The following is a 12,575-nucleotide window of genomic DNA, read 5'->3' as shown; positions in this document are numbered from 1 at the left end:
GCCCCTTGTTCGCGTGAACAGGCGCAAGCGCCATCGCCACACGGCCCGCCGCGTCCGGAATCGTCAATGCGGCTCGTCGTGCCGGATCCCTGCCGCATCGAGCTGACGAAGTTTCGCATACAGCGTCGTGCGTGAAATGCCGAGCCGCCGCGCGGCCGCCGACACATTGCCGTCGTGCTCGCCGAGCGCGCGCCGGATCGCGTCGAGCGACTGTTCGTGCAGGCTCGCCTGAGCATCGGCGGCCGGTGCCGCGTGGCATACGTCGGCGGCGTCTTCCAGCACATCGGCATGGCGCGCCATCGTCGCCCGGTCGAGCGGCGCACGCAGGGTGCGCACCCATACATGGCTACCATCGTCGCGCGCGATCCGCTGCGGCGTGCGTGCCGGTATCAGCAAACGGCGCTGCTGCACGGGCGTCGCGCCGGGAAACAGTTGCCGGAGATCGTACGGGGCCACCGGCCCGGCGGCCGCGAGGTCGAGCATCCGGCGCGCCAGCCGGCTCACCGCGCGTACGCGGCCCGCTTCGTCGAGCGCAATGACGCCGGCGAGCGGCGTGCCGAGCCAGCGCGCGTCATGCTGGACCTGCAGCAGATGGCAGTCGCGCAGCAGCGTATACAGACGCTGCTCGGCGGACAGCGCCGCGTGACGAAACTGTTCGCACAACTGCACGACGTTGCGCTTGCCGACCCCGGTGATGTCGAGCGCGCCAATCACTTCGCCGTCGAAACCCACCAGCGGCACCGCGAGACAGAACACCCGGGACAACTCGTGGAGATAATGCTGCGCGCCCGCGACGATGGCCTCGGCGCCATCGTGAATCACGCAGCTCGGCGCGGTCGTGCCGATGTTCGGCTCGACGATCCGCCGTCCGGCGACGATCGGCGTCAGCAGTGCGTCGTCGCATTGCGGGCTGCGCCGCGCATGGACGATCGTGCCGTGCGGATTGACGCACATGATCGTCCATTCGGTGCCGCCGAATGCGGCCCACAGCGGCTCGATCTCCTGCGCGACGCAGCGGGTGAGCCGCCGGTCCGCGCGCGATTCGTCGCGCTCGCGCTGCATTTCATAGCGAGCGGTTTGCCATGGTCGCAGCCCGGCGTCGCGCGAGCGCAGCCACGAGCGCGCGACGCTGGCCGGCAACGCCGTGTCCGGCAGCGGCTCGCCCGCGGCGAAGCGGGCGCGGAGCCGGTCGAGATCGACCGGCCGTGCAGGGGATTCAGGGGCCGTGTTCACGCTGCGCTCCATGTGAGGTCGAATGGTCGGGCCGGGCGTGCCGGCCCGGCGTGTCGCGCGAATGCGTAATATAGCCCGGTGCCTGAAGCCGGGTATTTTCGTGCCCGGCAAGGGTGCCCGTCGTGTGGCGCCGCCTGGCATCGGCGGGCGGCCGGCGGCGCCCGCGTCTAGTGCGGCAACCGCAGGATCGGCTTGAGCGTGATGCCTTGGCTGCTGTCCTCGGCGGCCTGGTTGATCTGCTCGAGCGGATAGAACTTCACCAGCCGGTCGAACGGAAACCGGCCTTGCAGGTGCAACTGCACGAGTTGCGGAATGAACGTCTGCGGCACGCTGTCGCCTTCGACGATGCCGCGGATCGTATGGCCGCCGAGCAGCAGGCTGTTCACGTCGAATTCGGCCTTCGTGCCGAGCTTCGGCGCGCCGACCACGCCCATCGTGCCCCGCGAGCCGAGTGCGTCGATCCCTTGCGACAGCACGGCCGGCAGCCCGGTCGACTCGAGCGCGTAGTCGACGCCGCCGCCGGTGATCTCGCGGATCGCGTCGATGACGTCGACTTCCCGGCTGTTGATCGCGTGCGTTGCGCCCAGCTCCAGTGCCAGCGTGAGCCGCGACGGCACGATGTCGACGGCGATGATGGTGGTGGCGCCGGCGATGCGCGCGGCCATCACGGCGCTCATGCCGACCGCGCCCGCGCCGAAGCTCGCGAAGCTGCTGCCGGGGCGCACCGCGAGCGAATGGATGACGGCCCCCGCGCCGGTCTGGATCCCGCAGCCGAGCGGGCCGAGCAGTTCGAGCGGCGCTTCCTTCGGCACCTTGATTGCGTTGTTCTCGCGTGCGAGCGCGTAGCTCGCGAACGACGACTGCGCGAAGAAATGATCGTGCAGCGGTTGTCCGGCCGCGTCGCGGATGGCCGTCTGCCCGTCGCCATCGGCGCCGCCGAAGTTCAGCGCGAAGAACTGCCGGCAATATGCGCCGTGACCGCCGGCGCACGATGCGCAGTGGCCGCACGCACCGTAGGTCAGCACGACGTGGTCGCCGGCGGCGAGCGTCTTCACATTCGGGCCGACCGCCTCCACCACGCCGGCGCCCTCGTGACCGAGCACGGCCGGTAGCGGTACCGGGTAGTACTGGTCGCGCACGATCAGGTCGGTATGGCACAAGCCGGTCGCGACGACGCGCACCAGCACCTCGTCGCCGCGCGGCGCGCGGATCCGTGCCGTTTCGATCGAGAAGGGCGCGCCGGCGGCGCGCGCGACGGCCGCGGTGACGGCGCGTGTATCGTTTTCGGTGTACATGGTCGGTCTCCTCGTCAAATCGGATACAGCGGCGCTTCGCCCTTGATCGTCAGCCACTGCCACTGTGTGAATTCCTCCCAGTTTGCCGCACCGCCGATGCTCGAGCCATTGCCCGAGGCGCCGACGCCGCCGAACGGGTTGATCACCTCGTCGTTGACCGTCTGGTCGTTGATGTGCAGCAGCCCCGTGTTCAAGCGCTCGCCGATCCTCAGCGCGCGGCCGACGTCAGCGGACAGGATCGCCATCGACAGCCCGTATTCGGTCCGGTTCGCGAGCGCGATCGCGTCTTCGTCGGTATCGAACGGCACGACGATCGCGACCGGCCCGAAGATTTCCTCGTCGAACGCCGGATTGCCCGGCGCGACGCCGCTCAGCACGGTCGGCTCGAAAAACAGGCCGCGATGGTCGCCGCCCGTCTCGACGCGGGCGCCCGCGCGTCGGGCCGCGTCGACCACGCTCGCCGCATGGTCGCGTTGCGCGGCGTCGATCAGCGGGCCGAGGCCGACGTCGCCGGTGGCCGGGTCGCCGACGCGCAGGCTTCGCGCCTTCTCGACGAGCTTCGCGACGAAGCGGTCGTGAATGGCGCGTTGCACGAGCACGCGGCCGGTCGCCATGCAGATCTGGCCTTGATGCAGATACGTGCCCCATGCGGTGTTGGCAACGGCGCGGTCGAGGTCGGCATCGTCGAGCACGATCAGCGAATTCTTGCCGCCGAGTTCGAGCGACACCTTTTTGAGATGCCGGCCCGCCGCTTCGCCGACCTTGCGCCCGGCCGCGGTGGAGCCGGTGAACTGGATCATCGCGACGTGCGGATCGGCGACCAGCGCCGCGCCGGCCGCGCCGTCGCCGGGCAGCACGTGCAGCACGCCTTCGGGCAAGCCGGCAAGCTCGAACACGCGTGCGATCGCGACGCCGCCGCACACGGCGGTGCGCGGATCGGGCTTCAGCACGACTGCGTTGCCGAGCGCGAGCGCCGGCGCGACTGCGCGTATCGCGAGATACAGCGGAAAGTTGAACGGCGAGATCACGCCGACCACGCCGCGCGGGCGGCGGCGCGCGAGCGACAGCCGGCCGGCCGCCGACGGCAGCACTTCACCGGCCGCGCGCGACGGCAGCCCGGCTACTTCGTGCAGCGCCTTGATCGTGATCGAGGTTTCGAACGACGCTTTCGCGCGTGTCGAGCCGCTTTCGCGCACGAGCCAGTCGACGATCGCGTCGAAATGCACTTCGGCGGCGGCTGCCGCGCGACGCAGCACCGCCGCGCGCTCGTCGTAGGGCAGCGCGAACCATGCGGGCTGTGCGCGATGTGCGGCGGCGGCGGCTTCGGCGATGGCCGCGCTGTCGGCGACGCCGATGCGGCCGAGCGCGGTGCCGGTCGCGGGTTCGATCACGTCGGCCGCGTGCGCGCTTGCGTGCCAGCGTCCGTTGAAGGTCTTGCCGCGCCAGATGTCGGTGTCGAACAGTGCGGTGTTGCTGCTGCTTTCCATGTACGCTCCTGAGGAATTCGGATCGGCCGGATCGGGGCGCTTGCTTGGGCGTCGACCGGCATGCGCGCGAGGGTAGGCGGGCGCAGCGAAGCGGGGCTATCCGGGTTTCTTCCCACCCGCGGAGGGCGCTTGGGGTGGGGGGCGTCTGTGGTTTTGTGTGCGGAAACTGAACAGTCGTTGTGCAGGTTGTTGCTGCACGCCGTCTGGTGACATGGCAGGTTGTTGCTGGTGTCGTGCGACGTGCGCTGCGTCTGAAGGCTCAGCGCGCAAACCTGCGGCAAGACTTGCGCTCAAGGTTCGTTGGAGGGGCGGTTACCGACCCGGTGCCACCGGTGAGCTTGGCACCGCTTTACCGGCAGATTCCAAGGCACATCGGCCATACGCCCAGTCATCCGGAAGGATCGCTCAGGCCGCATCCGACTGGTCGTTTGACCGCCGCAAATATGTTGCCAACTGTTTTTCGGTAAGGAAAATCACGCCTGGAATCTGGGGCAATTCACTCGCGTCAACTTGCGGCACTTTGGTTACCACGATGGTCTCATCCGCACCGACAGTTGCAGCAGCAAGTCGTAACCTGTCTGCCAATTCCGCCAGCATCCGAGAGGGAACTCTGCGGGACCAAGACTTGACTTCGATCAGGTATTTACGCCCACCACGTTCCGCAATAAAGTCACCTGCCCTCAATCCGGATGACACTGCTCGCGTGCTGGCGCCGGCTTTCTTCAGTACGCTAGCTACGTCGCGTTCGAAGCGAACGTATTGCGCCATCTCGTCGCTTTTGGTCGTTGGTTCTTCTTGCGCGGCACGAAGCTTGTAAGCGGTGAGAAACAATGAGATCACAGCAAGGCTGGCGGCAATCGTAATGACAGCAGTCAAAACAAGATTGAAGTCGGGCTGCACCGTGCCGAGTTTCGAGATATTCGGGAGCGCAGCGACCAGCGCACCAACTAAAGACGCCAGCACAGCCATTAGCGCTACCGCTCGCATTCTCATGCTCCGCCCGCCGCTAGCTTCAGACGATTCAACAACGCCCCCTTCGACCAGCTTTGCCTCACTCTCGACAAGTGCTGGGGTAATGCGTTCGACCATTGACCGCCTCTCGTCAGCGGGTACGAGATCACTTTCGACTATTCGTGTGTACAAGGTGTTGAGAATCTGCTGCACCGACAACAAATCGTCTGCGGATACCCGGAAGTCGCGTGCTTTCCCATCCGCAAGACGTTCGATGTCGAGCCGGTTTGGAGCGTAGCCCTCCAAAATGAGGCGACGAAGGAGAATCTTCTCCACTTCGACGTTGCACGCTGCAATGCGCTCCTTCTTTGCCCCTATGGTTTGTCGATAACCAATTAGAAATAGCACGAACGATACAGCAATGCCCAAAACTGAAAGAAATGTGTCCATCCTGTCTCTACTCGGTATAGCGTGGTGTAGCCCAGACTACTTCTGGGAAATTTGCGTACTGCTCGTTGACTCAGTTTCGGTACGCGATAGCGTGATACCCGTCTAGGTCAATCCGCAATTACGGTCGCTTAGCCTGAAAACTTGAGATATCGAGAGTTTGTCCACTCTCAGTTGCTTCGCTGACGCTTGAATGTCCGGGCGCCGCTTTGGGCGAGTGGCTCTTTCTGGCCGGAAGCCGCCGGTCATGATCTCCGGTAACTGGCTGAACGGCGAACTTCAGCGGTTCCGTGCGGGCCGCTGGTAAACTCGGGCAACTTCTGATGAACGACGGGCATCGCCATCGACCGTCGACATCCGCTCCCCGATTCCTTCCGGTTGTTCGCAGAAACCAACGCCGAAGCGGAAGGCCGGACGGCCAGCCCCCCATTTTCCCCATCAGGAAAACCCTGATCGACTCGGCAGGGCCGCCGGTTTCAGCCGGTTTTCCCGCTGTCACAAGCCGCTGCAGTGCGCGCCCGCCCAAGCGATACCCCGAACCCGCACGACCGCGCTCCATCAAGCCTCTCAGCCCGCATATCTAGCCAAAAAAGGTATGGCGCGCCGCAATATTCCGCGTGATGGGCGCGATTTCAATACCCACCAGGTATAAAAAGTCCCGCCCAAAAGTATTGGACGCTCCATTTCCCCGCCGCGTATAAATCCGTTCCATGAACACCCCCCAAGCAGCGTGCCCCATGTCCTCCGTCACCATCGAACGCATCGAAACCCGCCTCGTCGACCTGCCGACGATCCGCCCGCACAAGCTGTCGGTGGCGACGATGCACGGCCAGACGCTGATGCTCGTGCAGGTGTTTTGCAGCGACGGCGTGACGGGTATCGGTGAAGGCACGACGATCGCGGGGATGGCCTACGGCCCGGAAAGCCCCGAAGCGATGAAGCTCGCGATCGATGCGTACCTTGCACCGGCGATCATTGGCCGTGACGCGATGCGCATCCAGACGCTGATGGCGTTCCTCGGCAAGCTTGCGAAGGTCAACCACTTCGCGAAGAGCGCGCTTGAAACCGCGCTGCTCGACGCGCACGGCAAGCGGCTCGGGGTGCCGGTCAGCGAACTGCTCGGCGGCCGCCGGCGCGATCGCCTGCCGGTCGCGTGGACGCTCGCGTCGGGCGATACGGCCACCGACATCGCCGAAGCCGAACGGATGCTCGACCTGCGCCGCCACAACGTATTCAAGCTGAAGATCGGCGCGAAGTCGCCGGAGACCGATATCCGGCACGTGGCCGAGATCAAGAAGGCGGTCGGCGATCGCGCGTCGGTGCGCGTCGACGTGAACATGGCGTGGAGCGAAACGCAGGCCGCGCGCGCGATTCCCGCGCTGGCCGATGCGGGCTGCGAGCTGGTCGAGCAGCCGGTCGCGTCGGCCGCGGCGCTGGCGCGCCTGATGCGCCGCTTCCCGGTCGCGCTGATGGCCGATGAAATCCTGCAGGGCCCCGACAGCGCATTCGACATCGCGAAGCATCACGGCGCGGACGTGTTCGCGATCAAGATCGAACAGAGCGGCGGCCTCTTTGCCGCGCAGCGCGTGGCCGCGATCGCGGATGCCGCCGGCATCGAGCTGTATGGCGGCACGATGCTCGAAGGCGCATTCAGCACGGTCGCGTCCGCGCACCTGTTCGCGAGCTTCGCGAACCTGCAGTGGGGCACCGAACTGTTCGGGCCGCTGCTGATCACCGAAGAGATCCTGACGCAGCCGCTGGATTACAGCGACTTCGAACTGACCGTGCCGGACGGCCCCGGTCTCGGCATTGAACTCGACGAAGACAAAGTCAGGCGTTTCACCCGCGACGGACTGATCAAAGTCGCGCGGTAGCCCGAGTCAGGCACAGCCGTCATTCCCCCCAATACACGTGGAGACACCATCATGAGCGTCAAAGTTTTCGAAACCCGGGAAGTGCAGGATCTGCTGAAGGCCGCATCGAACGCGGGCGCGGACAACGCGAAAGGCGGCAACGCGCGCACGCAGCAGGTCGTGCTGCGCCTGCTCGGCGACCTGTTCAAGGCGATCGACGATCTCGACATCACGCCCGACGAAGTGTGGGCCGGCGTCAACTACCTGAACAAGCTCGGTCAGGATGGCGAAGCAGCGCTGCTCGCGGCCGGCCTCGGTCTCGAGAAGTACCTGGACATCCGGATGGACGCCGAAGACAAGGCCGTCGGCCTCGACGGCGGCACGCCGCGCACGATCGAAGGGCCGCTGTATGTGGCCGGCGCGCCGGTGCGCGACGGCGTCGCGAAGATCGACCTCGACGCGGACGAAGGCGCGGGCCCGCTCGTGATCCACGGCACGGTCACGGGCCTCGACGGCAAGCCGGTCGCGGGCGCGCTGGTCGAATGCTGGCACGCGAACTCGCACGGCTTCTATTCGCACTTCGACCCGACCGGCAAGCAGAGCGATTTCAACCTGCGCGGCGCGGTGAAGACGGGCGCGGACGGCAAGTACGAATTCCGCACGCTGATGCCGGTCGGCTATGGCTGCCCGCCGCAGGGCGCGACGCAGCAACTGCTGAACGGCCTCGGCCGCCACGGCAACCGCCCCGCGCACGTGCACTTCTTCGTCGACAGCAACGACCACCGCAAGCTGACGACGCAGTTCAACATCGACGGCGACCCGCTGATCTGGGATGACTTCGCGTATGCGACGCGCGAGGAACTGATCCCGCCGGTGGTCGGCAAGACCGGCGGCGCGGCGCTCGGCATGAAGGCCGATGCGTACCAGGACATCGAGTTCAACTTCGTGCTGACGCCGCTGGTGCAGGGCAAGGACAACCAGATCGTCCACCGCCTGCGCGCAGCCGCGACGGCGTAACCACCCTGCGGCGCGGCGCGCATGCGCCGCCGCCGGCCGGGTTTCCGCGAGATTCAACCGAAACCGATGCGAGCGTGCTTGCAGGACGCGGCACGCGCATGGGAGGAGCCAACATGTCCGCCACGATCGATCAAGCCAACGAACTGGATCACCTGCTCGCCACCGCCGTGCAGGATGACAAGGAGGCCGGCGTATTCCGCTGCCGCCGCGACATCTTCACGAACGAAGAACTGTACGCGCTCGAGATGAAGCACATCTTCGAGAGCAACTGGGTGTATCTGGCGCACGAAAGCCAGATTCCGGCCAACAACGACTACTACACGACGTGGATCGGCCGCCAGCCGATCGTGATCACGCGCGACAAGACCGGCGAGCTGCACGCGGTGATCAATGCCTGCGCGCACAAGGGCGCGATGCTGTGCCGCCGCAAGCACGGCAACAAGGGCAGCTTCACGTGCCCGTTCCACGGCTGGACCTTCTCGAACACCGGCAAGCTGCTGAAGGTGAAGGACGAGAAGACGACCGAATATCCGGTGCAGTTCAACACGCACGGCTCGCACGACCTGAAGAAGGTTGCGCGCTTCGAGAACTATCGCGGCTTCCTGTTCGGCAGCCTCAGCGCCGACGTGCTGCCGCTCGAGGAGTACCTCGGCGAAGCGCGCGTGATCATCGACCAGATCGTCGACCAGGCACCGGACGGGCTCGAAGTGCTGCGCGGCAACTCGTCCTACATCTACGAAGGCAACTGGAAGATGCAGATGGAGAACGGCTGCGACGGCTACCACGTCAGCACCGTCCACTGGAACTACGCGGCGACGATGGGCCGCCGCAAGGAAGACGGCACCAAGGCCGTCGACGCGAACAGCTGGAGCAAATCGGTCGCGGGCGTGTACGGGTTCGACAACGGCCACATCCTGCTGTGGACGCAGACGATGAACCCGGAAGTACGGCCCGTGTACCAGCATCGCGACGAGATCCGCGCGCGCGTCGGCGACGTGCAGGCCGACTTCATCGTGAACCAGACGCGCAACCTGTGCGTGTACCCGAACGTGTTCCTGATGGACCAGTTCAGCACGCAGATCCGCGTGGTGCGGCCGCTCGGCGTCGACAAGACCGAAGTCACGATCTTCTGTTTCGCGCCGAAGGGCGAGAGCGAGGCCGATCGCACGACCCGCATCCGCCAGTACGAGGATTTCTTCAACGTGACGGGCATGGGCACCGCCGACGATCTCGAGGAGTTCCGCGCGTGCCAGGCCGGCTATGCGGGCATCACGGCGATGTGGAACGACCTGTCGCGCGGCGCGCCGCTGTGGGTCGACGGGCCCGACGACAACGCGAAGAAGATGGGGCTGAACCCGCGCATTTCGGGCGAGCGCAGCGAGGATGAAGGGCTGTTCGTGTGCCAGCACGAACACTGGGTGCACGTGATGCGCGATGCGCTGAAGAAGGAACGCGGGGAGGTGGCAGCATGAGCTTCGATTTCCGGACCATTTGCGCGGCGCTGTATCGCGAAGCGCGCCTGCTCGACGATCGCCAGTGGGACGAGTGGCTGACCTGCTACACGGAGGACGTCACGTACTGGATGCCCGCGTGGGACGACGACGACCGGCCGACCGACGATCACCAGAGCCAGATCTCGCTGATGTATTACCCGGACCGCGGCGGCCTCGAGGATCGCGTGTTCCGCATCAAGACCGAGCGCAGCGGCGCATCGACGCCCGAGCCGCGTACCAGCCACAACGTGACGAACGTCGAGGTGCTGGCCGAACGCGACGACGAAGTGGACGTGCGCTACAACTTTCACACGTTGAACCACCGCTACCGCGTGACCGATCACTTCTTCGGCACGATGTTCGTCACGTTGCGCCGGGCGGGCGATGCGCTGCTGATTTCGCACAAGAAGATCGTGCTGAAGAACGACTACATCCGGCAGGTGCTCGACGTGTATCACGTCTGACGCCTGTTGACTTGTCATGAAAGGAAGTGGAGGTGACGCCATGTCCAGCTACAAGATTGCACTGAATTTCGAGGACGGGGTAACCCGCTTCATCGATTGCAAGGCCGGCGAGAAGGTTCTCGACGCGGCCTTCCGCGCGAAGATCAACCTGCCGATGGATTGCTCCGACGGCGTGTGCGGCACCTGCAAGTGCCGCGCCGAAAGCGGCAATTACGACCTCGGCGACGATTACATCGACGATGCGCTCACCGAGGACGAAAAGGACGGCGGTCTCGTGCTGACGTGCCAGATGGTGCCGCAAAGCGATTGCGTGATCGCGGTGCCGACCTCGTCGGTCGCGTGCAAGACCGGACAGAGCGGCTTCGCCGCGACGGTCACGAAGGTCGAGCAGCATCACGACGCGGCCGTCGTGCTCGAGCTCGACGTCGGCGCGGCCGCGCCTGTGTTCCTGCCGGGCCAGTACGTGAACATCGACGTGCCCGCGAGCGGCCAGCACCGCTCCTATTCGTTCTCGTCGGCGCCGGCCGACGCGAAGGTCAGCTTCCTGATCAAGAAGATTCCCGGCGGCGTGATGAGCACGTGGCTTGAATCGGCGCGGCCTGGCGACACGCTCGAACTGCACGGGCCGCTCGGCAGCTTCTACCTGCGCGACGTGCAGCGGCCGCTGCTGTTCCTCGCGGGCGGCACCGGCCTCGCGCCGTTCCTGTCGATGCTCGAAGTGCTGGCGCGCAGCGGCTCGCAGCAGAAGGTGCACCTGATCTACGGCGTGACGCGCGACCTCGATCTCGTGCTGGTCGACGCCATCGAAGCCTACGCGGCGAAGCTGCCGAACTTCAGCTTCGCGACGGTCGTCGCGGATGGGGAATCGAGCCATCCGCGCAAGGGCTGGGTCACGCAGCACATTCCGGCCGATGCGCTGAACGACGGCGACGTCGACGTGTATCTGTGCGGGCCGCCGCCGATGGTCGACGCGGTGCGCAAGTATTTCGACGACGAAGGCGTGAAGCCGAACAGCTTCCACTACGAGAAGTTCACCCCGAACGTCACGGCAAAGGCGGCATGACCATGCAACGATTCTCCGGCAAGGTTGTCGTCGTTACCGGCGCGGCGCAGGGCATCGGCCGAGGCGTCGCGCTGCGCGCGGTCGCCGAGGGCGGCAGGGTGCTGTTCGTCGATCGCGCGGATTTCGTCGCCGAGGTGGCGGCCGAGGCGACCGGTGGCGAGACGGCAGGCTTCGTCGCCGATCTCGAAACCTACGAAGGCGCGCACGCGGCGATCGTGCATGCGGTGCAGACGTTCGGCGGCATCGACATTCTGATCAACGGCGTCGGCGGCGCGATTCGCATGCGTCCGTTCGCTGAATTCGAGCCGGCGCAGATCGATGCGGAGATCCGTCGCTCGCTGATGCCGACGCTTTATACCTGTCACGCCGTGCTGCCGCACCTGATCGCACGCGGCGGCGGCACGATCGTCAACGTCTCGTCGAACGCGACGCGCGGCATTCGTCGCGTGCCGTATTCGGCGGCGAAAGGCGGCGTCAATGCGCTGACGTCGGCGCTCGCGATGGAGTACGCGGAGCACAACATCCGTGTCGTCGCCACCGCGCCGGGCGGCACCAGCGCGCCGCCGCGCCGCGTGCCGCGCAATGCGGCCGGCGACAGCGCGCAGGAACAGGCGTGGATGGGCGAAGCCGTGCGCCAGGTCACGGAATCGACGTACTTCAAGCGCTACGGCAGCCTCGACGAGCAGATCGCGCCGATCCTGTTCCTTGCGTCCGACGAGGCGAGCTACATCACCGGCACGGTGCTGCCGGTCGCAGGCGGCGATACGGGTTGAGCGGCGCGCCGCCCGCCCGTGTTCATCGACAGCCTTCATCGACAACCAGACGGCCGGCGCATCGACGCCGGCCACGGAGACAGCCATGCATGAACGCAAAGCCATCGTTCCGGCGGGAATGGAAGCGGTGTACGAGAAGATCGGCTATGCGCCGGGCCTGAAGGTCGGCGATACGCTTTACGTCTCCGGCCAGATCGGCCGCGACGCGGCGATGCAGCTTGTCGACGGCCGCGAAGCGCAGATCGTGCAGGCATTCGAGAACCTGAAGCAGGTGCTGGAAGCGGCCGGTGCATCGTTCAACGACGTGGTCGACCTGACGACGTTCCATACCGACATGCGCGATCTGCCGCTGTTCATGCAGGTACGCGACCGCTATCTTCAGGCCCACCCGAAACCGGCATGGACGGCGGTCGGTGCGCACATGCTGGGCGGCTCGCCCGGCTATCTCGTCGAAATCAAGGCGGTGGCGGTGCTGCCGGGTTGAGCGCGGCGGCGCATC

General features: G+C 65.9%; 11 protein-coding genes. 7 read left to right on the top strand and 4 right to left on the bottom strand.

Annotated features, from left to right (window positions below; all coding sequences use genetic code 11):
- Positions 1-63 precede the first annotated feature (63 nt).
- From OHZ10_RS34730 to OHZ10_RS34715, 4 genes are all read right to left on the bottom strand, one after another.
- On the bottom strand, positions 64-1,233 hold the full coding sequence (locus tag OHZ10_RS34730) for a helix-turn-helix domain-containing protein (RefSeq protein WP_342706434.1): 1,170 nt from the start codon (positions 1,231-1,233) through the stop codon (positions 64-66).
- 167 nt (positions 1,234-1,400) lie between these two features.
- Positions 1,401-2,528 (bottom strand): NAD(P)-dependent alcohol dehydrogenase, encoded by a 1,128-nt coding sequence (locus tag OHZ10_RS34725; RefSeq protein ID WP_342706433.1) that lies wholly within the window; start codon positions 2,526-2,528, stop codon positions 1,401-1,403.
- Between the two features lie 14 nt (positions 2,529-2,542).
- Entirely contained in the window at positions 2,543-4,015 is a 1,473-nt protein-coding gene (locus OHZ10_RS34720) for a benzaldehyde dehydrogenase (RefSeq protein WP_342706432.1), read from the bottom strand.
- Between the two features lie 405 nt (positions 4,016-4,420).
- The gene (locus OHZ10_RS34715; RefSeq protein WP_342706431.1) at positions 4,421-5,416 is read right to left on the bottom strand and encodes a restriction endonuclease; all 996 of its coding nucleotides are present in this window, start codon (positions 5,414-5,416) and stop codon (positions 4,421-4,423) included.
- A 734-nt stretch (positions 5,417-6,150) separates the two neighbouring features.
- On the opposite strand from OHZ10_RS34715, the gene OHZ10_RS34710 reads away from it, so the two are divergent.
- The 7 genes from OHZ10_RS34710 (at position 6,151) to OHZ10_RS34680 (ending at position 12,560) form a co-directional block, all read left to right on the top strand.
- Positions 6,151-7,287, top strand: coding sequence for a muconate/chloromuconate family cycloisomerase (locus tag OHZ10_RS34710; protein WP_342706430.1), 1,137 nt, complete (start codon positions 6,151-6,153; stop codon positions 7,285-7,287).
- 51 nt (positions 7,288-7,338) lie between these two features.
- Positions 7,339-8,283, top strand: a complete 945-nt coding sequence (catA, locus tag OHZ10_RS34705) for a catechol 1,2-dioxygenase (RefSeq protein WP_342706429.1) — start codon at positions 7,339-7,341, stop codon at positions 8,281-8,283.
- Between the two features lie 113 nt (positions 8,284-8,396).
- Entirely contained in the window at positions 8,397-9,755 is a 1,359-nt protein-coding gene (locus tag OHZ10_RS34700) for a Rieske 2Fe-2S domain-containing protein (RefSeq protein ID WP_059241926.1), read from the top strand.
- Entirely contained in the window at positions 9,752-10,240 is a 489-nt protein-coding gene (gene benB, locus OHZ10_RS34695) for a benzoate 1,2-dioxygenase small subunit (protein WP_174993943.1), read from the top strand. The genes OHZ10_RS34700 and benB overlap by 4 nt, the downstream gene beginning before the upstream one ends.
- Positions 10,241-10,280: 40 nt before the next feature.
- Positions 10,281-11,303, top strand: coding sequence for a benzoate 1,2-dioxygenase electron transfer component BenC (gene benC / locus OHZ10_RS34690; RefSeq protein ID WP_059241922.1), 1,023 nt, complete (start codon positions 10,281-10,283; stop codon positions 11,301-11,303).
- Positions 11,300-12,076 (top strand): benzoate diol dehydrogenase BenD, encoded by a 777-nt coding sequence (gene benD, locus OHZ10_RS34685; RefSeq protein ID WP_342706428.1) that lies wholly within the window; start codon positions 11,300-11,302, stop codon positions 12,074-12,076. Before benC ends, benD begins: the two co-directional genes overlap by 4 nt.
- A gap of 85 nt (positions 12,077-12,161) precedes the next feature.
- Entirely contained in the window at positions 12,162-12,560 is a 399-nt protein-coding gene (locus tag OHZ10_RS34680) for a RidA family protein (protein WP_059241917.1), read from the top strand.
- Positions 12,561-12,575: the final 15 nt, after the last annotated feature.

This window comes from Burkholderia arboris (assembly GCF_038723655.1).
GTDB lineage: Bacteria > Pseudomonadota > Gammaproteobacteria > Burkholderiales > Burkholderiaceae > Burkholderia > Burkholderia arboris.
This window is presented reverse-complemented; position numbering and strand designations above follow the sequence as displayed.